The following is a 21,525-nucleotide window of genomic DNA, read 5'->3' as shown; positions in this document are numbered from 1 at the left end:
CGCGCCACTGACAATCCCCACCGCTCCGGTGCACTCCGGGTGGAAGCGGTGTGAATTCGGGGTTCCCGCCCCCTGGGCGGGGCTCAGCGGCCCACCGCGTAGCCCTGCATGCCGCGCGGGTTGGCCGCCGCGGACAGGACGCCGGTGGCCGGGTCCCGTGCGACGGCGCAGAGCCGGCCCTCCGACCAGGCGTCCCCGACCGTCACCCGGTGGCCGCGGCGCCGCAGCTCCGCCACCACGGCCGGGTCGGTGCGGGACTCGACGGTGACGCTGCCGGGGCGCATGCCGCGCGGGTAAAAGGAACCGGGGAAGCTGTCGTTGTGCCAGTTCGGGGCGTCGATCGCGCCCTGGAGGTCGAGTCCGCCGCGTACCTCACCGCCCAGGACGACGGCGAGGAGGAAGTGCAGCTGCCACTGGTCCTGCTGGTCCCCGCCGGGCGTGCCGAACGCCATCACCGGCACCCCGTCGCGCAGCGCGACGGACGGCGTGAGGGTGGTGCGGGGGCGGCGGCCCGGGGTGAGGGTGTTCGGCAGGCCGTCCTCGAGCCAGGTCATCTGCAGCCGGGTGCCGAGCGGGAAGCCCAGCTCGGGCACGACGGGATTGGACTGGAGCCAGCCGCCGCTGGGGGTGGCGGCGATCATGTTGCCCCAGCGGTCGACGATGTCGAGGTGGCAGGTGTCGCCGCGGGTGCCCCCGTCGCCGAAGACGTCCGGTTCGCCGGGCACGGAGGAGGCCGGGCCCTTGGCGACGGTCGGCTCTCCGGCGCCCATGGGGCCGGAGCCGGGCTCGTCCGCGAGCACCGTGCGCGCGTGGGCGCTCAGCCGCGGGGTGCGCCCGCCGGGGCTGCCGGGCCGCAGGTCGTGGGAGGCACGGGGGCCGACCCTGGTCCGCCGTTCGGTGTTGTACTCGGCCGACAGCAGGTCCTCGAGCGGCACCTCGGCCGCGTCGCCGTACCAGGCCTCGCGGTCGGCCATGGCCAGCTTGCAGCCCTCGATCAGCAGGTGCACGTAGTCGGCGGAGCCGTGGCGGGGCAGTTCCGGCGGGAGCAGCGCGAGCTGCTGGAGCAGGACCGGGCCCTGGCTCCAGGGGCCGGCCTTGCACACGGTCCAGCCGTGGAAGTCGTACGTCGCCGGAGTCTCGTAGGTGGCGGACCAGGCGGCCAGGTCGGCGGCGGTCAGCGTGCCGCTGTGCCGCTCACCGCTGGTGTCCATGGTGGGCCGCGCCGCCTGCCGGACCAGCGCGTCGGCTATGAAACCCGTGCGCCACACCTCCCGCGCGGCGTCGATCTGCGCCTCCCGGTCCCCCGCCCCGGCGACCTCGGCCAGCAGCCGCCTCCAGGTGGCGGCGAGGGCGGGGTTGCGGAAGAGCGCGCCGGGGCGGGGCGCCCGGCCGCCGGGCAGGTACACCTCGCCCGAGGAGGTCCACTCCGTCTCGAACAGCTCCCGTACGGTCTCGACGGTCCCGACGACGCGCTCCACGGGCGGGTGCCCGTCCTCGGCGTACCCGACGGCGTACTTCAGGACGTCGGCCAGGGGCTTGGTGCCGTGGTCGCGCAGCAGGAGCATCCAGGCGTCGAAGGCGCCGGGCACGGCCGCGGCGAGCGGTCCGGTGCCGGGGACGAGGTCCAGGCCGAGGCCCCGGTAGTGGGCGGCGCTCGCCCCGGCCGGTGCGACGCCCTGCCCGCACAGCACCCGCACCTCCCCGCCGGCCGGTGCGAGCAGGATCGGCACCTCGCCGGCCGGGCCGTTGAGGTGCGGCTCGACGACGTGCAGCACGAAGGCTCCCGCCACGGCCGCGTCGTAGGCGTTGCCGCCGTCCTCCAGCACGGCCATGGCCGACTGGGAGGCCAGCCAGTGGGTGGAGGACACCATGCCGAAGGATCCCTGCAGCGTGGGCCGGGTGGTGAAGCGCATCTCTCACCTCAGTGTTCGCGTGTGTCCGCCGTTCCCGCCCCGCCCCGGACCCGCTGCGGGAGGAAGCCGGGAGAGCGGAGCTCGGTTCCGGTCGGCCGGATCAGGCGCCAGACTACTGACCGGTGGCGTTCCGTCGGCCGCGCCCGGCGGACGTACGCCCCGGCCGGTCCGCCGTGCGGCGCGGCGGGGCGGGGCGGGGCGGGGGACGGTGACACGGCCGGAGTCGGGTCCGCGCCGGTGGGGGACGTGACGGCCGCACCCGTGAGCGGGCCCGGACCACGTCACGTCACGGGGTCCCGGCGTCCCGGCCGGCGCGGCGGCGGGCGTCCTCGTCGGTGTCGGCGTCGTAGCTGACGAGCTTCGGCAGCGCGGCGGTGAGCAGGCCGACCGCGGCGACGCAGGCGAGTCCGCCGGTCCAGATCGCCGGGCGGGCGCCGGTCCAGCCGGCCATCGCCCCGGCGCGGACCTGGCCGAGTTGCGGACCGACGCTGTAGGAGAGGACCTCGATGCCGGCGAGCCGGCCGCGCAGCCGGTCGGGGATGGTCTGGTTCCAGATGGTGGAGCGGCCCAGTCCGCTCAGCATGTCCCCCGCTCCGGCCAGACCGAGGCAGGCCAGCACCAGCCAGATGTTCGCCGTCCAGCCGGCCGCCGCCATGGCCAGGCCCCAGCCCGTCGCGCCGAACACCACCAGCAGGCCGTGCCGCCGTGTCCGGGACACCCAGCCGCTGGTGAGGCTGACCAGCAGCGACCCGACGGATCCCGCCGCGTACATCAGGCCCAGCGACCAGTCGGCGTCGAGCTCGTCGGCGAGGAAGGGGAAGATCGTGTTGGGGAAGGCGAAGAACATCGCCGCCAGATCGACCGCGTACGTACCCAGCAGCACCGGCCGGGACCAGGCGTACCGGGCCCCCTCGACGATGCCGCGCAGCGACGGCCGGGCCGCGTGCTCGACGGGCGGCACGGGCGTCAGCCGGCGGCACATCAGGACCGACGCGGCGAAGCAGACCACCGTGGTGGCGTACGCGGGGCCGTTGCCCGCGTACGCCACGACCAGGCCCGCCAGCGCGGGTCCGGCGATCGCGCCGGCCTGCCAGCGCAGGGCGTTCAGCGCGGCCGCCGCGGCGAGCTGGTCGTGCGGGACGATCCGGGCCAGCAGCGAGTCCAGGGCGGGCCGCTGGAGTCCGGCGAGTGCGGCCACTCCGGCGGCCACCAGGTACAGCGGCCACAGCATGGGGTGCGGCAGCATCGCGTTCAGCAGCAGGACGACGGCCAGGAGTCCCAGGCCCGCCTCGGTCAGCACGATGACCTTGCGCCGGTCCACGGCGTCCGCGAGTGCCCCGCCGTACAGTCCGAAGACCACCAGCGGCACCAGTTCGACGGCTCCCATCGCACCCACCGCCAGCGGTGAGCCGGTCAGGTCCTTGATCTGGAGCGGCAGGGCGATCAGCGCCATCACGCTGCCGAGGTAGGTGACCAGGCCCTGCACCCACAGGAGGCGGAAGTCCCGGGAGGAGCGCCAGGGCGCCAGGTCGGGGAGGACGGCGGCGAGCTTCGGTGGCATGGTTCAGCGGCTCCCGGCCGCCTCGGACGCGGGACGCGGGCCGGCTTCGGGCGACGGCGGCGCGGGCACGGCCCCGGCCGTCGAGTGGTGGCGCCCGATCGGCAGCACGAGGGGCTTGCCCGAGACGGGGTCCTCGACGACGCGGCTCTCCATGCCGTACACGGCCCGGACCGTCTCCTCGGTCATGACCTCCTCGGGCGTTCCGGCGGCGTGCAGCCGCCCGGACGCCAGGGCGACGAGCCGGTCGGCGTAGCGGGCGGCCAGGTTGAGGTCGTGCAGGACCATGACGATCGTGGTGCCGCGGGTGCGGTTCAGGTCGGTCAGCAGGTCGAGGACCTCGATCTGGTGGCTGATGTCGAGGAACGTGGTGGGTTCGTCGAGCAGCAGCAGGTCGGTCTGCTGGGCCAGCGCCATGGCGATCCACACGCGCTGGCGCTGGCCGCCGGAGAGCTCGTCCACGGACCGCTCCGCCAGGTCCGTGGTGCGGGTGGCCTCCAGTGCGGCGGCGACCGCCGTGTCGTCCTGGGCCGTCCAGCGGGAGAAGGCGCGCTGGTGGGGGTGGCGCCCCCGGCCGACCAGGTCGAGGACGGTGATGCCCTCGGGGGTGACCGGTGACTGCGGCAGCAGGCCGAGGGTGCGGGCGAGTTCCTTGGCCGGGGTGCGGTGGACCTCCTTGCCGTCCAGGACGACCCGGCCGGTGCGCGGGACGAGCAGCCGGGACATCGAGCGCAGCAGGGTCGACTTGCCGCAGGCGTTGGCGCCGACGATCACCGTGATCCGCCCGGCCGCGAGGGTCAGGTCCAGGCCCTCGATGACGGCACGGTCGCCGTAGCCGAGCGTGAGGTCCTCGGTGGCGAGGGTGTGGGACGCGGTCACAGTGAGCCTCCGGCCCGGTTGGTGCGGACGATCAGGTAGACGAGGTAGGGGGCGCCGAGGACGCCGGTGACGACGCCGACCGGGTAGCGGGTGTCGAAGGCGTACTGGCCGGTGAAGTCGGCGACCAGGACGAGCAGGGAACCGACCAGGCCGGCCGGGACCAGCAGGGATCCGCCGGTTCCGGTGAGCCGGGCGGCGATCGGCCCGGAGAGGAACGCGACGAAGGCGATCGGTCCGGCCGCCGCGGTGGCGAACGCGATCAGCCCGACGGCCGCGACGATCACCGTGACGCGGGTGCGTTCGACGCGGACGCCGAGCGCGGAGGCGGTGTCGTCGCCCAGGCTCAGCGCGCTCAGGTTGCGGCCCTGGGACAGCAGCACCGGGCCGAACGCGAGCACGGCCAGGACGGTGGGCACGGTCTCCTCCCACGTCGTGCCGTTGAGACTGCCCGTGAGCCAGCGCATCGCCGCCTGGAGGTCCCAGTCCCCGGCCCGCGACAGGACGTAGGAGGTGACGCTGTCGAGCAGGGCGGCGATGCCGATGCCGATCAGGATGAGCCGGGTGCCGGCGACCCCGTCGCGGAACGCGAGGGTGTACACCAGCAGCGCCACCCCGAGGGCGGCGGCGATCGCCACGGCGGACACCTCGGTCTCGCTCAGCGAGAAGGTCACGATGGCGATGGCGGCCGCCGCGCTCGCGCCCGCGCTGATGCCGATGATGTCGGGGCTGGCGAGCGGGTTGCGGAGCATCGTCTGGAAGGTGACGCCGGCGATGCCGAAGCCGAACCCGGCGGTGAGGGCGAGCACCGCCCGCGGCAGGCGCAGCGTGCCGACGGTGAAGGACGCGCCCGGCACCTGCTCGCCCATGACCACGCGCAGCACGTCGCCGGCCGGGTAGAAGGTGTGCCCGGCCATCAGCGTGGTGACGAAGGCGGCGGCGACGAGCACCAGCAGGGCCGCGACGACCAGCCGTCGCCGGTACGCGCCGCGGACCCGGGCGCGGGTGACGGCGCGCAGCGTGGACGGGGCGGGGGCGGCGGGGGCGGCGGGGGCGCTCACAGGGATCTGACCTTCTGCCGGCGGACGATGTGGATGAAGAAGGGGGCACCGATGAGCGCGGTCACGATGCCCACCTCGATCTCGGACGGCCGTGCCACGACCCGTCCCACCACGTCGGCGGCGGTCAGCAGGACGGCGCCGCTCAGCGCGGAGAAGGGCAGCAGCCAGCGGTGGTCCACGCCCGCCAGCAGCCGGCAGGCGTGCGGGACGACGAGTCCGACGAAGGCGATCGGCCCGGCGACGGCGGTGGACGCGCCGCACAGTACGACCGCGCCCAGCGCGGCGGTGGCGCGGACCAGGGCGACCCGCTCACCGAGTCCGGCGGCCAGGTCGTCGCCCAGTGCCAGCGAGTTGAGGGCGCGGGCGGAGGCCAGGCAGATCACGAAGCCGACGGCGAGGAACGGTACGACGCTGCCGAGCTGTGCGTGGGTGGCGCCTCCGACGCCGCCGATCTGCCACAGCCGGAAGGTGTCGGAGATGTCGTTGCGCGGCAGCACGACGGCGCTGACCAGCGAGGCGAGCGCGGCCGAGATGGCGGCACCGGCGAGGGCCAGTTTCAGCGGGGTGGCGCCGCCGCGTCCTAGGGAGCCGACGACGTACACGAAGCCGGCGGTCAGGGCCGCCCCGAGCATCGCCACCCAGATGTAGCCGGACACCGACGCGAGGCCGAAGTGGGCGATGGCGGTGACCACGGCGAGCGAGGCGCCCATGTTGACGCCGAGGATGCCGGGGTCGGCCAGCGGGTTGCGGGTGACCCCCTGCATGACCGCGCCGGAGAGGCCCAGGGCGGCGCCCACGACGACGGCCAGGAGGGTGCGCGGGATGCGGTTGGCGACCGCCGCCTCCTCCAGGGTGCCCTCCGCTCCGCCGAGCGCCGACCAGACGTCGGCCCAGGCGACGTCGCGGGAGCCGAGGGCGAGGGAGGCGGTCATGGCGGCGATCAGGACCGCGGCGACCACGAGGAGCCAGGTCACGCGCACGCGCGCCGGGCGCCGCAGCGGGGCGGCGTCCGGCGCGTGCGGGGTCTCGGTGACGGTCACGCGACCTTGTCCGCGGCCTCGGCGAGTGCCTTCACGTAGTCCTCCAGGACGTACGGGATGGCCAGCGGGGTCGGGTTGGCGGCGGTGGCCAGCGGGGTGCTGCCGGGCAGCAGGTAGAGGGAGTCCCGCTCGACGGCGGCCAGCTTGGAGGTGAGCGGGTCGTTCCTGAGCGCCTTCAGCAGCTCGCCCGTGTCGTCGCCGTAGCCGGTGATGATGTCGACGTCGTTGAAGTCGTCGATGCGCTCGGCGCTCTTGGACAGGACGAACTTCTTCGTCGACGCGGACGGCCCGGAGACGCTGGCGGGGATCTTCAGGCCGAGGTCGGTGAAGAACTGCGTGCGGGTGTCGTGGGTGGTGTAGAAGCCGACCTGGCTGACGTTCTTGGACGACACGTGCGTCATGAACATCGCCGTCTTCCCCTTGAGCTGGGGGTACTTGGCGGCGGTCTTCTCGATCTGCCCCTCGAGGTCGGCGATCAGGGCGTCGCCCTCGTCGGCCAGTCCGATGGCCTTGCTGTTCAGGCGGATGATGTCGCGCCACGGGGTGGCCCAGGCGGCCTCGGGGTAGGCCACCACGGGGGCGATCTGGCTGAGGGTCTCGTAGTCCTGCTCGGTCATTCCGGAGTACGAGGCGAGGATGACGTCCGGCTTGGTGTCGGCGACGGCCTCGAAGTCGATGCCGTCGGTCTCGTCGAACAGGACCGGCGTCCTGGCGTCGAGTTCCTTGAGCCGCTTCTCGACCCAGGGCAGCACGCCGTCGCCGTCGTCGTCACCGAAGTTGGCCCTGGCCATGCCGACGGGGACGACGCCGAGGGCGAGCGGCACCTCGTCGTTGGCCCAGTTCACGGTGGCGACGCGCTGGGGCTTGGCGGGAATCTCGGTGGTCCCGAGCGCGTGCTCGATCGTCACCGGGAACTGTCCGGAGTCCTTGGCGCCGGCGGTGGCGCCGTCGTCCTTGGTGTCGCCGGACTGGCCGCCGCAGGCGGTGAGTCCGAACAGGAGGGCCGCCGCGAGGGCGAGTGCGCGAAGGCGCGGGGTTCTCATCGACCCGAGTTCCACTTCTGGTCCGGGGTGCCGGGGCTCGCACGTCCGGACCGCGGACTGTGGGTCGTGGAGCAGGAGGGCACCAGACTTGCTAGGGCAAGTTAGGTAAGGCTTGCCTGCACAGAGTATGAAGTGGGGGCCCGTCGATCAATCGAGCCTTTTCGACAGCCCTTGTAGCGATCGGGACACGCGGCGGTGCGGGCCCCGCGCGCACCGGGCGGTGGACGCCGTCGCCGTCATCCGTCGACGTCCTCGCGGAACGGCCGTCCGGTCCGCGCCGTCAGCGCGTCCGGAACCTGCCGGGAGTCATGCCGGTGGTCCGCCGGAAGGCCGCCCCGAAGGCGCTCGCCGAGCGGTAGCCGACCGCGTCGGCGACCACGTCGACCTCGAAGCCGAGGGTCAGGAGCTGCACGGCGTGCTGGGCCCTCACCGTGGCCACCCAGCGGGCGAAACTCGTGCCCGTCTCGCTGTGGAAGGCACGGGTCAGCGTGCGCGCGCTGCATCCGAGGGCGGCGGCCCAGCCGGTCAGGGTGCGCTGGTCGGAGGGGTCGGCGCGGACGACGTCCACGATCGGCCGCAGCAGCGCGGAGGTGGGCAGCTGTACCAGCAGTGCCCGCGGCGACGGCCGCAGGACGTCGAGGACCATCGTCTCGGTCACGGCCCGGGAGTGCCGGGGCAGGTCCGGCTCTTCGAGCCGCTCCAGGAGGAGCCGGAGCAGCGGGGTGATCTCCACGGCCACCGGCACGCCGGGCAGGGCGGACACCGTGCCGTGCCGGAAGAAGTGGGCGCGGTAGGAGGTGCCGGCGACCGCGGAGGCGGAGTGCAGCTGTCCCGCCGGCATCCACAGGCCCAGCGTCGGCGTGATGCACCACACCTGGGAGCCCACCACGGCCGTGGACGTGCCGTGCTCGGTCCAGAGCAGTTCGTGCCACGGGTGGGAGTGTTCGTTCCACGCCGTGTCGGCGGCGACGACCTCCTCGTACCCCTGGATCACGAAGGGCACGTCGACCTCGCCCGCGGCGAGCGCGGGCAGTTCCCTGGTCACACGCATGCGGTCAGGCTAACCGGAGTCCTGGTCCCGCCCGCCGCCGTGTCCGAGGAGCCCGGCGGTCCCACGCGCCGCCTCGCGGGCCGGACGTCCGGCCCCGACGGGGGTGGCGGAGGCGGGGCCGTCCGGTCGCCGCGACCGGGCGGGTGCGGCCGGGGCTCCCCCGCCGCCCGCCCCGCCGGCGGCCGTCACCGGGGCGGGCGGTACCGGGACGTAGGATCGAGTGCCGATATCGGTTTCGTCACTGCTCCTGGCCGGGGGCGGAAGGTGGGGAGAGGCTTGCGGGAGTTCCAGCGGGGCGCGGTGCGGCTGCACATCCTCCACCACGCCGCCGCGGAGGAGATCCACGGCGCCTGGATGACGGAGGAGCTGGCCCGGCACGGCTACCGGATCAGCCCGGGCACCCTCTATCCGACGCTGCACCGGCTGGAGGCCGACGGGCTGCTGACCTCCGAGCAGCGGGTGGTCGACGGGCGCACCCGGCGGGTGTACCGGGCGACGGAGGCGGGGAAGCGGGCGCTGGCGGAGGACCGCCGGGCGCTGAGCGAGCTGGCCCGGGAGGTCCTCGGGGACGACTCGCCCGGCTGAGGCGCGGCCACCCGGACCGGCGTCGGGGAACAGCAGCGCGGCCGGGAACTCCGAGGGCGTCCTCGGCAGCCGACCGCAGCCCCGGCCGCGTGGCCGGCTGCCGAGGACGCCCCCGGTGCGGCTGGACGCCGGGGCCGGCTCCGGGCCGCGACCGGTTCAGCCCCGGGCCGCGACCGTTCGGCGGACGCCGTACACGGCGGCGCCCGCCGCCAGGACGGCCGCGCCGGAGATCACCGACGCGACGGGCAGCGCGAAGGCCAGGACGACACAGCCGGCCAGACCGGCGACCGGCACGACCCGGGCCGGACGTCCCTCGTGGGGGGCGAGCGTGAGGGCGGAGGCGTTGGCGACCGCGTAGTACGCGAGGACGCCGAAGGAGGAGAACCCGATCGCCGCCCGCACGTCCGCCGTGGCGGCGACCACCGCGACGATCAGGCCGACGGCCAGCTCCGCGCGGTGCGGCACCTTGAACCTGGGGTGAACGGCGGCCAGGGCGTGCGGCAGGTGCCGGTCCCGGGCCATCGCCAGGGTCGTGCGCGAGACCCCCAGGATCAACGCCAGCAGCGAGCCGAGCGCGGCCACCGCCGCGCCCGTCCGCACGACCGGCTCCAGCCCGCCGGCGCCCGCGGCACGCACCGCGTCCGAGAGCGGCGCCTCCGCCCCGGCGAGCCGCGCCGGCCCCAGGACCAGCAGCACGGACACCGCCACCAGCGCGTACACGACCAGGACGATGCCCAGCGCCAGCGGAACGGCCCGCGGGACGGTACGTGCCGGATCGCGGACCTCCTCACCGAGCGTGGCGATCCGCGCGTACCCGGCGAACGCGAAGAACAGCAGGCCGGCCGCCTGGAGCACCCCGCCGACGGTGACGTCGTCGCCGACGGCCAGGCGCGCCGGCTCGGTCGTGCCCGACGTGAGCACGGCGGCCACGACCGCGGCGAGCACCGCCAGGACGACGGCGACGATCACCCGCGTCAGCAGCGCGGACTTCTGCACGCCCGTGTAGTTGACCGCGGTCAGCGCCACCACGGCGGCCACCGCCACGGCGTGGGCCTGGCCGGGCCACACGTACGAGCCGACCGTCAACGCCATCGCCGCGCAGGAGGCGGTCTTGCCGACCACGAAGCCCCACCCGGCCAGACAGCCCCAGAACTCGCCGAGCCGCTCACGGCCGTAGACGTACGTACCGCCCGAGGCCGGGTAACGGGCGGCGAGACGGGCGGAGGAGGTGGCGTTGCAGTACGCCACGACGGCGGCCAGGGCCAGCCCGATCAGCAGCCCGGAGCCGGCCGCGCGGGCGGCCGGGGCGAGCACGGCGAAGACACCGGCGCCGATCATCGCTCCCAGACCGATCACGACGGCGTCGGACACCCCCAGCCGCCGGTGCAGCTCCTCCGGTGCGCCGGCGGTCGACGGCTTGCTCATGACCCACTCCTTCGGCGGCGCGTCCACGCCTGTGACGGACTGCGATATCGGCAGACGATACGGGACGGCGAGGGCCGCCCCGCCTCGTCCAGGGGGCCACGAGGTGAACGTCCGGCCCGCCGGTTACGCTGGGAACCGGCGGTCCTCGGGGAACCGGGGCCGCGCGGCGGTGGGGCTCGCCGCACCCGAACCGCAGCACGTATGCCGCCGACAGTCCCTACTGGTGATGGCTCCCGCCCGTGTGCCCGGGCGAGGACACGAGTAGGAGACGCACGACCATGGCAGCTTCCCCCGGCAGAATCGCCGAACCCGCCGACCGCACGATCACGCCGCCGCCGCTCGTCCCGAGCCGCGTGCCCGCCCGCGGACAGGCGTCCGTGATCGCCGCCGTCGCGCTCGGCGGCGGGCTCGGGGCCGCGGCCCGCTACGGAGTCTCGCTGCTGTGGCCCACTCCCGCCACCGGCTTCCCCTGGGCCACACTGGCGGTCAACACGGCCGGATGCGCGGCCATCGGCGTCCTCATGGTGATCGTCACCGACGTCCGGGCCGCGCACCGCCTGGTGCGGCCCTTCTTCGGTACCGGCGTCCTGGGCGGGTTCACCACCTTCTCGACCTACGCCGTGGACGTCCAGCGCCTGGTGGCGGACGGCCACGCCCGCACCGGCCTGGCCTATCTGGCGGCCACCGTGCCGGCCGCGATCGCGGCGGTGTGGTGCGGGGCGGCCGGCACCCGCCGGCTGCTGCCGCGGAGGCGGGCGTGACACGGCCGCACGGCACCGCACTGCGGGTGGCGGTCTTCGTCGGGGAGCACGACACCTACCGCCACCGGCCCCTGTCCAGCGAGATCGTCCGCCGCGCGCACCGGGCCGGACCGGCGGGGGCGAGCGTCTTCCGCGGCATCGGGGGCTCCGGCGCCTCCTCCCCGATCCACGCCAGCCGGCTGCTGCCGCTGAGCGGGGACCTGCCGGTGGCCGTCGTCATCGCCGACGTCGAGGAACGCGTCCGCGCCTTCCTGCCGCAGCCGGACGAGCCGGTCACCGGGGGGCCGGTGATCCTCGACGACTGCGAGGTCGCCCGCCTCGCCGGCCGGGACGGGAAGCAGCGGGACGAGGGGGGCGAGGCGTGAACTGGCTGCTCGTCGTCGCCGGCGCCATGGTCGGGGCACCGCTGCGGTATCTGACCGACCGGGCGGTCCGGGCCAGGCACGACACCCTGTTCCCCTGGGGCACCTTCACCGTGAACGTCGTCGGCTGCCTGGTTTTCGGTGTGCTGACCGGCGCGGTGGCCCACGGCGCCGCGTCGGACCCGGTGCGGCTGCTGATCGGCACCGGGTTCTGCGGAGCGCTGACCACCTACTCGACCTTCTCCTACGAGACCCTGCGGCTGGCCGAGACCGGGGCGCGGTTCCTCGCGGCCGCCAATGTGGCCGCCGGCGTCGTCGCCGGGCTCGGTGCCGCGTTCGCCGGCGCCGGCCTCGCGCGGGTGCTCTGGGCCTGAGCGGGTGACCGCCCGCGCACCCCGCCCCGTCCGCACATCACCCGTTCGCGGAGCAATCGCGGCGAATCACTCCGCCCGGCGGTGCGCCACCGTCACCGCGTGCCCACGGAGCGAGTTGACCCTTTCGCACCACGGGGATGCGTGTGACACTGACGTCCCGTCCGCAGTGCGGACCCCTTCCGCACCGTCCCCCTCGAGAAGTGCGCCGTGCGTTCCTTTCCTCTGCCGATCGCCCTGACCGTGCGGCTGTCCCCGGTGATCGTCCTCGCCGCGGCAGGCTGGGCGCTGTCGTCCGGCCCGCTCGCCGCGCCGCAGGCCGCCGAGCAGAAGCCCACCGGGACGACGGGAACCCAGTCCGCCCCCGCCTCCGCCCCGTCGGCGACGCAGGTGCCGAAGACGTACACCGCCGCGCCCGCACCGTGTGACAGCATCACCGGAAAGACCGTCAAGTCCCTCGTTCCGGGCGCGAAGACGGCCGGCAAGGAGATAGCGTCCACGGACGCCGAACTGCGCCGCACCTGTTCCTGGAACGCGCTCAAGGGGTACGAGTACCGCTGGCTCGACGTGTCCTTCGAGGTGCTGGCGTCGGACGAGGCGGCGGCGGGTTCGTACCGGGGGCGCCTGGAGGACAGGAGCGGCGGAGGCCCGGTCCCCGGGCTCGGGGACGAGGCGTACTCCGTCGTGGACCTCGCCACCGAGGACGAGCAGCAGACCCGGGAGGGCGTGGTGGTGGCCCGCGCCGCCAACGCGCTGGTGATCGTGACGTACAACGGCAGCGACTTCGAGTCGAAGAAGGCGCCGAGCACGGACGAGATCAACAAGGGTGCCATCAAGGCCGCCGCGGAGGCGGTCGCGGCCCTGGCGGACGGGCGGGGCTGACCCGGCGGTCCGCGCCCGGCCGGGTGCGCTCGCCGGCCTCGCACACCGATACGGAATTGACGATTCCGTGACATCCCTCACACCGTACTCCCGATCTGCACGGGACGCTTAGTAGAAGCGGCGCCGACGAGATGGGGGACTTGTCCGTCTTGCCGCGAACGCGGGACGGGCCGAGGGGAGGGGTGATCCGGTGAGTGGTCGCGGGTCGGGGCTTCTTCGCCGAACGACGGTTTCTGACGGGGCGGCAGGCGCTGTGGAAGCTCCGCCGCGGGCAGGTCTGCACGCCGCTCCGCCCGCCGCAAGACCCCCGGGGAGCTACGAGACGCAGTAGTAGAACCGCCCTTTGCGCCCGGTGCCGGGCCGTCCCAAGAATGACCAGCCTCCGGACAGCAGGGGTGAGGCCACTCATGGGCAAGCATCGTCATCAGCAGAAGTACCGGCGGACGGTCGTCGCGGCGGTCGCCATGGGCGTCATAGGCATACCCTCCGTCGCCATGGCCTGTACCGACTGGCCCGCCGGCGGGGAACGGCAGGAGCGGAGCACCGCCGGCCCGGACACGGCCGGCCACAGGTGGGGCGGCCCCGACCGGTACGGCCGGTGGAGCAACCAGCGGCACGGCGAGCCCACGGCGGCACCGACGGGCACACCGACGGGCACGCCGTCGGCCACCGCGAGCCCTTCGACGACCGGCGCGCCGGAGCACAGCAGCGCCGAGCCGTCACAGAAGCCGACGCACAAGCCGTCGCAGAAGCCGAAGAAGACGGCCCCCGAGGCATCCACCTCCCGTCCCGTCACCACGGCCCCCGAACCCACCACGGCGGCTCCCAAGCCCACGACGGCGGCCCCGAAGCCCACCACGGCCGCCCCCGAGCCCACCGCCGGTGCTTCGAGTCCCGCCGCGACGGGCGGCACCCAGGCCTCCGGGGCCGTCGCCGGGGTCGTGGAACTCGTCAACGCCGAGCGCGGCAAGGCCGGCTGCTCCCCGGTGAAGGTGAACGCCACCCTCACCGAGGCCGCGCAGAAGCACAGCGAGGACATGGCGGCGAGCGGCAACATGTCCCACACCGGCTCGGACGGCTCCTCGCCCGGCGACCGCATCACACGCGCCGGCTACGACTGGAGCACCTACGGCGAGAACGTCGCCTACGGCTACTCCACTCCCGAGCAGGTGATGGCCGGCTGGATGACCAGTCCGGGCCACCGGGAGAACATCGTCAACTGCGCGTTCAAGGAGATCGGCGTCGGTCTCGCGCAGCCGGGCGGCTACTGGACCCAGGACTTCGGCACGGCGCGGTAGCCGCCGTACGCTCGCGCGCGCCGGTGCCCCGCCGCCGGCGCGACGTGCACGACGGGCGCCGGAGGCGAGGAGCCGGGTGGGGGTGTCGTGCGCCGTCCCCACCCACAGGGCCGTGAAGTCGCACGCGGCGGGAGCCCGGCGCGTCCCGCCGGGTCGGGGACGGGGTTCCCGGGCGGCACGGGCGGGACGGCCGCGGTCGGGGGCGTGTCCTTCGGCAGGGGCGCCGGTCAGCGGCTGAGTGCCGGGATGATCTCCGCGCCGTACGCGTCGATCGTCGTCTCCTGCGCGTCGTGCATGTCGTACACGGCGAACTGGTCCACCCCCAGCCCGCGCAGTGCCTCCAGCTTCTCGATGTGCGCCCCGGCCGGCCCGAGCAGGCAGAACCGGTCCACGATCTCGTCGGGTACGAAGTCCGTGGACGGGTTTCCGGCCCGCCCGTGGTGGCTGTAGTCGTAGCCGTGCCGTTCCTTGATGTACGCCGTCAGCGCCTCGGGGACCATGCCGGAGTGCTCGCCGTAGCGGGCGACCAGGTCGGCGACGTGGTTGCCGACCATGCCGCCGAACCAGCGGCACTGCTCACGGGCGTGCGCCAGGTCGTCACCGACGTAGGCCGGGGCGGCGACGCAGACGGTGACGGAGGCGGGGTCGCGCCCCGCCTCCGCCGCCGCGGCGCGGACGGCCTTCACCATCCACTCGGTCAGATACGGATCGGCGAGCTGGAGGATGAAGCCGTCGGCCTTCCGCCCGGCGAGGGCGAGCGCCTTGGGCCCGTACGCCGCCATCCAGACGGGCAGCCTCCCGTTCCGCACCCACGGGATCCGCAGCGGCTGCCCGTCGACCTCGGATTCGCGTCCCTCGGCGAGATCGCGGATCGCGTCGATCGCCTCGCCCAGGCGGGCCAGGGTGGTGGGTCTGCGTCCGGCGACGCGCATGGCGGAGTCGCCGCGGCCGATGCCGCAGACGGTGCGGTTGCCGAACATGTCGTTGAGGGTGGCGAAGGTGGAGGCGGTGACCTCCCAGGTGCGGGTGCCCGGGTTGGTGACCATCGGGCCGACCTTCAGTCCCGTGGTGCCGGCCAGGATCTGGCTGTAGATCACGAAGGGCTCCTGCCACAGTACGGCGGAGTCGAAGGTCCAGCCGTGGGTGAAGCCGTTGCGTTCGGCGCGCTTCATCAGGCTGACCACCCGCGAGGCCGGCGGGTCGGTCTGCAGTACGAGTCCGAAGTCCATGCGCGGCGCTCCTAGGTGAGGTACTGGCAGGTGGCACGGGGGGTGTAGACGCCGTGTCCGGCGCGCCCGGTGTACTCCCGCCCGGTGATGACGGGGACGCCGCGCGAGAGGACGGTCTCGACCCGGCCGGTGACCCGCTTGCCCTCGTAGGCCGAGTAGTCGACGTTCATGTGGTGGGTGCCGGCGGAGATGACCTGTTCGGCGTGCGGGTCGTAGATCACGACGTCGGCGTCGGCGCCCGGCGCGATCGTGCCCTTCTTGGGGTAGAGACCGAACATCCGGGCCGGGGTGGCGCAGGCGATCTCGATCCAGCGGCGGCGGGTGAGGTGCCCGTCGAGCACGGCCTGGTGGAGCAGGTCCATGCGGTTCTCCACGCCCGGGAGGCCGTTGGGGATCCTGGAGAAGTCGCCGCGGCCGAGTTCCTTCTGGCCCACGAAGCAGAAGGGGCAGTGGTCGGTGGAGACCACCTGGAGGTCGTTGGTGCGCAGTCCCCGCCAGAGCGCGGCCTGGTGCTCCCTGGGCCGCAGCGGGGTGCTGCACACGTACTTGGCGCCCTCGAAGTCCGGCTCGGCGAGGTTGTCGGTGGACAGGAACAGGTACTGCGGGCAGGTCTCACCGAAGACGTTCAGCCCCTCGTCGCGGGCCCGGGCCAGCTCGGCGACCGCCTCCGTCGCGGAGACGTGCACCACGTACAGCGGGGCCCCCGCGACCTGCGCGAGCCGGATGGCGCGGTGGGTGGCCTCGGCCTCCAGCAGGGCCTTGCGCACCTCGCCGTGGAAGCGGGGGTCGGTCTCGCCGCGGGCCAGGGCCTGTTCGACGAGGACGTCGATGGCGATGCCGTTCTCGGCGTGCATCATGATCAGTCCGCCGTTCCCGGCGGAGCGCTGCATGGCGCGCAGGATCTGCCCGTCGTCGGAGTAGAAGACCCCGGGATACGCCATGAACTGCTTGAACGACGTGACTCCCTCCTCCACCAGGAGGTCCATTTCCTTCAGCGTCCCGGCGTTGACGTCCGAAACGATCATGTGGAAGCCGTAGTCGATCGCGCAGTTGCCCTCCGCCTTGGCGTGCCAGGCGTCCAGGCCCTGGCGCAGGGAGTGCCCGACGCTCTGCACGGCGAAGTCGACGATGGTGGTCGTACCGCCCCAGGCGGCGGCCCGGGTGCCCGTCTCGAAGGTGTCGGAGGCGAAGGTGCCGCCGAACGGCAGCTCCATGTGGGTGTGGGCGTCGACGCCGCCCGGAAGGACGTACTTCCCGGTGGCGTCGATGGTCCGCGCGGCGCTGAACGACTCGGCGGCCGGGGTGCCGGAGGCGGCGAGGGCGGCGATGCGGCCGTCCTCGATCAGGACGTCGGCGTGGATCTCGTCGGAGGCGGTGACGACGAGGCCACCCCGGACGACGGTACGGCTGCTCATGCTGCTCCCTCTCCTCGCGTGCTCGGGGCTGTCAGGGTGCGGTCAGCGGCACGTGGGCGCCGGGGGCACGGTCACGGTGCGGTCCGCTGCGCGCCGCCACGCGCCGCATCGCCCCCGGCGGAGCGGGGAAGGCACGGCCGAGTCCTGGGAGCACGGCCGAGTCCGAGGAGCACGGCGCGGGGACCTGCCGGACCGAGCGGGCCGGTGCCGGTGCCGGTGACTCCCAGGTGGTCATGGCGGGTCCTTCTGCTCGGTGTGCCGCTACCGGATGCTCCTCAGGGCGCTCTCGAGGATCGCGGCGCCCTCCTCGGCCTCCGCGACGTTGAGGGACAGCGGCGGGGCGATGCGCAGGGCGCTGGTGCTGTGGCCGCCGCCCTTGCCGATGAGCAGGCCGCCCTCGCGGGCCGCCTCGAGGACGGCGGACGCCGCCTCGGGGTGGGCCTCGTCGGTGCCGGGCTTCGTCAGCTCGATGCCGATCATCAGTCCGCGTCCGCGTACCTCCCGGACGGCCGGCACCTGGGCGCAGGCGGCCCGCAGCCGCTCGATGAGCAGGCCGCCGACCCGGCGGGCGTTGCCCTGGAGGTCGTGCTCCAGCAGGTAGGTGAGGTTGGCCAGGCCCGCCGCCATGGTGACCTGGGTGCCGCCGAACGTCGAGATGCTGTTGGCGTCCAGGCAGTTCATGATCTCGGCACGGGCGACGACCCCGCCGACGGACATGCCGTTGCCGATGCCCTTGGCGAAGGTCAGCATGTCGGGCGGCCCGCCGCGGCCGTGGGCCTGCCAGCCCCAGAAGTGCTCGCCGGTGCGGCCCCAGCCGGTCTGCACCTCGTCGGAGATCCACAGGATGCCCCGCTCGTGCAGCACCTCGCGGAAGGCCGCGTACAGGCCGTCGGGCGGCGAGGTGAAGCCGCCGACGCCCTGGATCGGCTCGGCGATCAGCGCGGCGGGCGGGCGGGTGTGGCCGAGCAGGTCCTTCAGGTCGTCGACGCAGGCGGCGACGAAGTCGTAGTCGTCGAGGTCGGCGAACGGGCCCCGGGTGCGCACCCCGCCGTGCACGTACAGCGTCTGCAGCGGGGTGAGCGAGGTCGGGGACCAGCCGCGGTTGCCGGTGATGCCGACCGAGCTGAAGGAGCGGCCGTGGTAGCTGTTGCGCATCGCCAGCACCGTGTTGCTGCGCCGGTGGGTGGTGGCGAGCAGCAGGGCGGTGTCGTTGGCCTCGGTGCCGGAGGTGGTGAAGAAGACCCGGGCGTCCGGGATGCCGCTCAACTGGGCGATGCGCTCCGCCAGTTCCACCATCTGCCGGTTGAGGTAGAGGGTGGAGGAGTGCAGGATCCGCCCGGCCTGCTCGCTCACCGCCTTGGTGACCTCGGGCAGGGCGTGGGCGGTCGCGGTGGTGAGGATGCCGCCGAAGAAGTCGAGGTAGCGGTTGCCCGCGGAGTCCCAGACGTGGCGGCCCTCGCCGTGGGTGATCTCGATGGGCTCCTCGTAGTAGAGGGCGAGCCAGTCGGGGAGCACGGAGCGGTGGCGGCCCAGGAGGTCGTCGGTCACGGCCGCACCAGCCCTTCGTAGGCGTCGGGGCGCCGGTCGCGGTAGAAGGCCCACTGCTGCCGCACCTCTTCGACGAGGCCGAAGTCCAGGTCGCGGACCACGAGTTCCTCCTTGCTGTCACTGGCGACGTCGCCGACGAACTGTCCGCGCGGGTCGACGAAGTACGAGGTGCCGTAGAAGTCGTTGTCGCCGTACTCCTCCACGCCCACGCGGTTGATCGCGGCGACGAAGTACTCGTTGGCGACGGCCGCCGCCGGCTGCTCCAGCCGCCACAGGTGGGACGAGAGGCCGCGGTGGGTGGCGGACGGGTTGTACACCAGCTGGGCGCCGTTGAGGCCGAGTTGCCGCCAGCCCTCCGGGAAGTGCCGGTCGTAGCAGATGTAGACGCCGACCTTGCCGACGGCGGTGTCGAAGACCGGCCAGCCGAGGTTGCCGGGGCGGAAGTAGAACTTCTCCCAGAAGCCCTTGACCTGCGGGATGTGGTGCTTGCGGTACTTGCCCAGGACGGTGCCGTCGGCGTCGATCACGGCCGCGGTGTTGTAGTAGTGGCCCGACTGCTCGATCTCGAACACCGGCACGACGATCACCATGCCGGTCTCACGGGCCAGCTCCCGCATCCGGCGGGTGGTCGGCCCGTCGGGCACGGGCTCGGCCCAGCGGTAGTGCCCGGGGTCCTGCACCTGGCAGAAGTAGGGGGAGTTGAACACCTCCTGGAACCCGATGACCCGCGCACCCCGCCGGGCCGCCGCGCGGGCGTGCTCCTCGTGTTTGACCAGCATGGACTCGGTGTCGCCGGTCCAGGTCGCCTGGACCAGAGCGGCACGTACGACGTGGGTCATGAGCTGCTCCTTCGACGCGGCGTCAGCGCCTCCGCCCCCGTGGAAACGGGCCGTAGGGGGACGAACGTAAGCCTCTCGGACGGCCTTGCCAAGACCATCGTCGTCCGGGCCCCGGAGTCGATCGTGTTTGACACCCCGGTGGGTGAGCCGGCCCGGGCCGCCGGATCCGGTCAGGCGGCCAGTCCCGCGACGCGCAGGGCGTGCAGCAGGTCCCGGTGCCGCTCCTCGGAGACTCCCCGGGCCGCGGTGAGGAGCAGGGGGACGAGGCGTCGCGGGTCCTCGGCGGCCGTGCGGGCCGCGTCCTCGGGGGTGCGCATCCGGACGCAGGCGTCGAGCAGCGCCCCCGCCTCGCGGTGCCGCTCCCGGGCGGTCAGGGCGAGTACGGCCCGCCCGATCTCGCCGGCCGGCCGCACGACGCCCTGGCGCAGGATCCGCTCCCCGTCCTGCGCGCGGCCGGCCCCGGTGAGCGCGTCGGCCGCGGCGACCAGCCGGTCGGCGGGCAGCGAGGCGGCCTCCCACAGCAGGGTCGCCCAGTCGGCCCCCAGCCCGGCCCGCGCCATCTCGTCCGCGAGCAGCGGGAACCGGACGGCGGGCCAGTGAGCGGCCTCGCTCAGCACCGCGTGCGCCTCCCCGCCGCGACCCTCGGCCCGTAACCGGGCGAGCACCCCGACGATCCGTCCGGCCTCCCGCCGGTCCGCCGCCTCGACGCGCCGCTCGGCCCGCGGCTCCTCCCCCACGGCCCGGGCGGCACCGGCGAAGCGCGCTCCGCGTGCGGCGGGCGCGGCTGCGGGCGGCCCCGGTACGGCCGCCGGGGGCACGGGAAGGGGGCCGGCCTCCTCGTCCACCGCCCCGGCGAACCGGGCCCCGCCCCGCCGTCGTCCGCGCCGCCCGGGGGCGGGGGCGGGGGCGGAGTGCGCGGCTCCGGGGCCGTGCCGGCCGGACGAGTGGGGGCCGGGGGCCGGGTGCCGGTCTTCGGGCCTGCCGGGCACGTCCGGCGCGTCCGGCGCGTCCGGCGCGTCGGAGCGTATCGGCGGCGGCCGTCCGGCCGTCCCCTCGCGTCGCTCGAGGGACGTCAGGCGGGCGGTGATCTCCGCGCACCGGGCCGTGGCGCGGCGGTGGTCGTCGTCGGCCCAGGCGAGGTCGAGACCGAGGGCGTCGGCCTCCTCGCGGGTGGTGGCCGAGGCCAGCCGCAGGGCCAGCTCCGCCCGGCGCTCCGCCGCGTACCTCTGCTCGCGCAGCATGACGTCGAGCCGGTCGCCCAGGGCGTCCCGGGCCCCGGGACGGGCGTCGTACGCGGCCAGCGCGGCCGCGTGCAGGGAGCGGGCCGCCGGGGCCTCGGCCGCGGCGGCGCCGGGACCGTACCCGGCGGCGAGGTCCTGGAGCAGCGACTCCACCACGTCCCAGGGCGGCGGCTCGCGTCCGTCGAGGCAGGCCCGCATGCCGTCGGGGTCCCGCTGCCAGAACACCGCGCACCAGCCGCCGGACCGGTCCAGGCGCGCCAGCAGACCCCGCAGGTGGTCAGTGAACTCCCGGATCGGTTCCGGGAGTTGCTCCGCTTCCATAACCGACTCCCGTCAGGTTCGGAGTTCTCGGCTCCGTAGGTAACACCCGTCGTGTTACGGCGGCGCTACGGAGAGTTTTCCGGCGGGATGCGAGCCGGGCACCGGGGCCCGGACCCGGGCGGCGACCGGGCCGTTCGGCGCGCGGCGCCCCGCCGGCCGGTCCGTCGACAGCCCGGGCGTGTTCGCCGCTCTCCCCCCACTCGTGGAACGGAAGGGCGTGGTGCGCACCGTCGGACCGTGGGCGCCCCCCGGCGGCTCCCCTCCGGAACCGGCGCCGGAACCGGTACGCCGGCCGGACCGGCCGACGTGGAAGCCCAGACGGCAACGTGCCTCCACACGTACGCCCGAGTCCGTCCCCCACCGCGTGGCCCGCCGGGCGGACGGAACCGGAGCGGCCGGCAAGCGGAACCGTCCGCCATTGGCACATGGTCATACTTTTCCGGATCTTCTTGCCCGGCCCCGCCGCTCTGCCGCTAGCTGGATGCCGCACCGTTCCCCGCCCTCGGCTCCCGATGAGCCGGGGCACGTCGACGAGGGGGACGGTCCGAGCAGTCAGCACGCGAGGAGAGTCATGAAGAAGGCATACGAAGCGCCGACCCTCGTCCGTCTCGGCACCTTCCGCAAGGAGACCGGGCTCCTGGGCAAGCACGGCAACGACCGTCTGATCCTGAGCAAGAACTGACGGACGACGGTACCGACCCGACCT

At 74.1% G+C, this 21,525-nt stretch carries 21 protein-coding genes; 7 read left to right on the top strand and 14 right to left on the bottom strand.

Annotated elements, in window-relative coordinates; genetic code table 11:
- Positions 1-83: 83 nt before the first annotated feature.
- From ACF07S_RS23695 to ACF07S_RS23665, 7 genes are all read right to left on the bottom strand, one after another.
- Positions 84-1,913 (bottom strand): gamma-glutamyltransferase family protein, encoded by a 1,830-nt coding sequence (locus ACF07S_RS23695; protein WP_391975029.1) that lies wholly within the window; start codon positions 1,911-1,913, stop codon positions 84-86.
- Between the two features lie 286 nt (positions 1,914-2,199).
- Positions 2,200-3,474: an MFS transporter gene (locus ACF07S_RS23690; RefSeq protein ID WP_391965617.1), complete on the bottom strand. Its 1,275-nt coding sequence runs from the start codon at positions 3,472-3,474 to the stop codon at positions 2,200-2,202.
- Positions 3,475-3,477: 3 nt separating this feature from the next.
- Positions 3,478-4,350: an ABC transporter ATP-binding protein gene (locus ACF07S_RS23685; protein ID WP_391965616.1), complete on the bottom strand. Its 873-nt coding sequence runs from the start codon at positions 4,348-4,350 to the stop codon at positions 3,478-3,480.
- Positions 4,347-5,408 carry a FecCD family ABC transporter permease gene (locus ACF07S_RS23680; RefSeq protein WP_391975028.1) on the bottom strand — a complete coding sequence of 354 codons (1,062 nt, stop codon included), beginning with the start codon at positions 5,406-5,408 and terminating at the stop codon, positions 4,347-4,349. Before ACF07S_RS23680 ends, ACF07S_RS23685 begins: the two co-directional genes overlap by 4 nt.
- Positions 5,405-6,448 carry a FecCD family ABC transporter permease gene (locus ACF07S_RS23675; RefSeq protein WP_391965614.1) on the bottom strand — a complete coding sequence of 348 codons (1,044 nt, stop codon included), beginning with the start codon at positions 6,446-6,448 and terminating at the stop codon, positions 5,405-5,407. The genes ACF07S_RS23680 and ACF07S_RS23675 overlap by 4 nt, the downstream gene beginning before the upstream one ends.
- The gene (locus ACF07S_RS23670; RefSeq protein WP_391965613.1) at positions 6,445-7,491 is read right to left on the bottom strand and encodes an iron-siderophore ABC transporter substrate-binding protein; all 1,047 of its coding nucleotides are present in this window, start codon (positions 7,489-7,491) and stop codon (positions 6,445-6,447) included. Before ACF07S_RS23670 ends, ACF07S_RS23675 begins: the two co-directional genes overlap by 4 nt.
- Positions 7,492-7,771: 280 nt before the next feature.
- On the bottom strand, positions 7,772-8,542 hold the full coding sequence (locus tag ACF07S_RS23665; protein WP_391965612.1) for an AraC family transcriptional regulator: 771 nt from the start codon (positions 8,540-8,542) through the stop codon (positions 7,772-7,774).
- A gap of 276 nt (positions 8,543-8,818) precedes the next feature.
- Between ACF07S_RS23665 and ACF07S_RS23660 the strand changes: the two genes are divergently transcribed.
- Entirely contained in the window at positions 8,819-9,127 is a 309-nt protein-coding gene (locus tag ACF07S_RS23660; protein ID WP_391965611.1) for a PadR family transcriptional regulator, read from the top strand.
- Positions 9,128-9,283: 156 nt separating this feature from the next.
- On the opposite strand, the gene ACF07S_RS23655 is transcribed toward ACF07S_RS23660, so the two are convergent.
- Positions 9,284-10,552, bottom strand: coding sequence for an APC family permease (locus tag ACF07S_RS23655; protein ID WP_391965610.1), 1,269 nt, complete (start codon positions 10,550-10,552; stop codon positions 9,284-9,286).
- A gap of 278 nt (positions 10,553-10,830) precedes the next feature.
- On the opposite strand from ACF07S_RS23655, the gene crcB (ACF07S_RS23650) reads away from it, so the two are divergent.
- The 5 genes from crcB (ACF07S_RS23650) to ACF07S_RS23630 all read left to right on the top strand — a co-directional run bounded on the left by crcB (ACF07S_RS23650) (position 10,831) and on the right by ACF07S_RS23630 (position 14,226).
- The gene (gene crcB, locus ACF07S_RS23650; RefSeq protein ID WP_391965609.1) at positions 10,831-11,313 is read left to right on the top strand and encodes a fluoride efflux transporter CrcB; all 483 of its coding nucleotides are present in this window, start codon (positions 10,831-10,833) and stop codon (positions 11,311-11,313) included.
- On the top strand, positions 11,310-11,678 hold the full coding sequence (locus ACF07S_RS23645) for a DUF190 domain-containing protein (RefSeq protein ID WP_391975027.1): 369 nt from the start codon (positions 11,310-11,312) through the stop codon (positions 11,676-11,678). Before crcB (ACF07S_RS23650) ends, ACF07S_RS23645 begins: the two co-directional genes overlap by 4 nt.
- The gene (gene crcB / locus ACF07S_RS23640) at positions 11,675-12,049 is read left to right on the top strand and encodes a fluoride efflux transporter CrcB (RefSeq protein WP_391965607.1); all 375 of its coding nucleotides are present in this window, start codon (positions 11,675-11,677) and stop codon (positions 12,047-12,049) included. The genes ACF07S_RS23645 and crcB (ACF07S_RS23640) overlap by 4 nt, the downstream gene beginning before the upstream one ends.
- A 207-nt stretch (positions 12,050-12,256) precedes the next feature.
- The gene (locus ACF07S_RS23635; RefSeq protein ID WP_391975026.1) at positions 12,257-12,928 is read left to right on the top strand and encodes a hypothetical protein; all 672 of its coding nucleotides are present in this window, start codon (positions 12,257-12,259) and stop codon (positions 12,926-12,928) included.
- 407 nt (positions 12,929-13,335) lie between these two features.
- Positions 13,336-14,226 (top strand): CAP domain-containing protein, encoded by an 891-nt coding sequence (locus ACF07S_RS23630; RefSeq protein ID WP_391975025.1) that lies wholly within the window; start codon positions 13,336-13,338, stop codon positions 14,224-14,226.
- Positions 14,227-14,453: 227 nt separating this feature from the next.
- Here the strand turns inward: ACF07S_RS23630 and ACF07S_RS23625 are convergent, their stop codons facing one another.
- The 6 genes from ACF07S_RS23625 to ACF07S_RS23600 form a co-directional block, all read right to left on the bottom strand.
- The gene (locus ACF07S_RS23625; protein ID WP_391965604.1) at positions 14,454-15,455 is read right to left on the bottom strand and encodes a TIGR03842 family LLM class F420-dependent oxidoreductase; all 1,002 of its coding nucleotides are present in this window, start codon (positions 15,453-15,455) and stop codon (positions 14,454-14,456) included.
- 11 nt (positions 15,456-15,466) lie between these two features.
- Positions 15,467-16,870, bottom strand: a complete 1,404-nt coding sequence (hydA, locus tag ACF07S_RS23620) for a dihydropyrimidinase (RefSeq protein ID WP_391965603.1) — start codon at positions 16,868-16,870, stop codon at positions 15,467-15,469.
- A gap of 31 nt (positions 16,871-16,901) precedes the next feature.
- Positions 16,902-17,105, bottom strand: coding sequence for a hypothetical protein (locus ACF07S_RS23615; RefSeq protein ID WP_391975024.1), 204 nt, complete (start codon positions 17,103-17,105; stop codon positions 16,902-16,904).
- Positions 17,106-17,131: 26 nt separating this feature from the next.
- Positions 17,132-18,418, bottom strand: coding sequence for an aspartate aminotransferase family protein (locus ACF07S_RS23610; protein ID WP_391975023.1), 1,287 nt, complete (start codon positions 18,416-18,418; stop codon positions 17,132-17,134).
- Positions 18,415-19,257 (bottom strand): nitrilase-related carbon-nitrogen hydrolase, encoded by an 843-nt coding sequence (locus tag ACF07S_RS23605; protein ID WP_391965601.1) that lies wholly within the window; start codon positions 19,255-19,257, stop codon positions 18,415-18,417. Before ACF07S_RS23605 ends, ACF07S_RS23610 begins: the two co-directional genes overlap by 4 nt.
- A gap of 170 nt (positions 19,258-19,427) precedes the next feature.
- Entirely contained in the window at positions 19,428-20,819 is a 1,392-nt protein-coding gene (locus ACF07S_RS23600; RefSeq protein ID WP_391965600.1) for a hypothetical protein, read from the bottom strand.
- 571 nt (positions 20,820-21,390) lie between these two features.
- On the opposite strand from ACF07S_RS23600, the gene ACF07S_RS23595 reads away from it, so the two are divergent.
- Positions 21,391-21,501 carry a keywimysin-related RiPP gene (locus ACF07S_RS23595; protein ID WP_106409850.1) on the top strand — a complete coding sequence of 37 codons (111 nt, stop codon included), beginning with the start codon at positions 21,391-21,393 and terminating at the stop codon, positions 21,499-21,501.
- Positions 21,502-21,525 lie beyond the last annotated feature (24 nt).

Source organism: Streptomyces sp. NPDC016640, assembly GCF_043076215.1.
Lineage (GTDB): Bacteria > Actinomycetota > Actinomycetes > Streptomycetales > Streptomycetaceae > Streptomyces.
The sequence above is the reverse complement of the archived record's forward strand: the minus strand, read 5'-3'. Positions and strand labels throughout refer to the sequence as shown.

What these genes read in the sequence shown, in the direction of transcription:
- ACF07S_RS23595 (WP_106409850.1), top strand. Translation starts at nt 21,391, where the DNA reads ATGAAGAAGGCATACGAAGCGCCGACCCTCGTCCGTCTCGGCACCTTC.
- crcB (WP_391965609.1), top strand. Translation starts at nt 10,831, where the DNA reads ATGGCAGCTTCCCCCGGCAGAATCGCCGAACCCGCCGACCGCACGATC.
- ACF07S_RS23625 (WP_391965604.1), bottom strand. Translation starts at nt 15,455, where the DNA reads ATGGACTTCGGACTCGTACTGCAGACCGACCCGCCGGCCTCGCGGGTG.
- hydA (WP_391965603.1), bottom strand. Translation starts at nt 16,870, where the DNA reads ATGAGCAGCCGTACCGTCGTCCGGGGTGGCCTCGTCGTCACCGCCTCC.
- ACF07S_RS23605 (WP_391965601.1), bottom strand. Translation starts at nt 19,257, where the DNA reads ATGACCCACGTCGTACGTGCCGCTCTGGTCCAGGCGACCTGGACCGGC.
- ACF07S_RS23615 (WP_391975024.1), bottom strand. Translation starts at nt 17,105, where the DNA reads ATGACCACCTGGGAGTCACCGGCACCGGCACCGGCCCGCTCGGTCCGG.
- ACF07S_RS23600 (WP_391965600.1), bottom strand. Translation starts at nt 20,819, where the DNA reads ATGGAAGCGGAGCAACTCCCGGAACCGATCCGGGAGTTCACTGACCAC.
- ACF07S_RS23695 (WP_391975029.1), bottom strand. Translation starts at nt 1,913, where the DNA reads ATGCGCTTCACCACCCGGCCCACGCTGCAGGGATCCTTCGGCATGGTG.
- ACF07S_RS23670 (WP_391965613.1), bottom strand. Translation starts at nt 7,491, where the DNA reads ATGAGAACCCCGCGCCTTCGCGCACTCGCCCTCGCGGCGGCCCTCCTG.
- ACF07S_RS23655 (WP_391965610.1), bottom strand. Translation starts at nt 10,552, where the DNA reads ATGAGCAAGCCGTCGACCGCCGGCGCACCGGAGGAGCTGCACCGGCGG.
- ACF07S_RS23690 (WP_391965617.1), bottom strand. Translation starts at nt 3,474, where the DNA reads ATGCCACCGAAGCTCGCCGCCGTCCTCCCCGACCTGGCGCCCTGGCGC.
- ACF07S_RS23665 (WP_391965612.1), bottom strand. Translation starts at nt 8,542, where the DNA reads ATGCGTGTGACCAGGGAACTGCCCGCGCTCGCCGCGGGCGAGGTCGAC.
- ACF07S_RS23630 (WP_391975025.1), top strand. Translation starts at nt 13,336, where the DNA reads ATGGGCAAGCATCGTCATCAGCAGAAGTACCGGCGGACGGTCGTCGCG.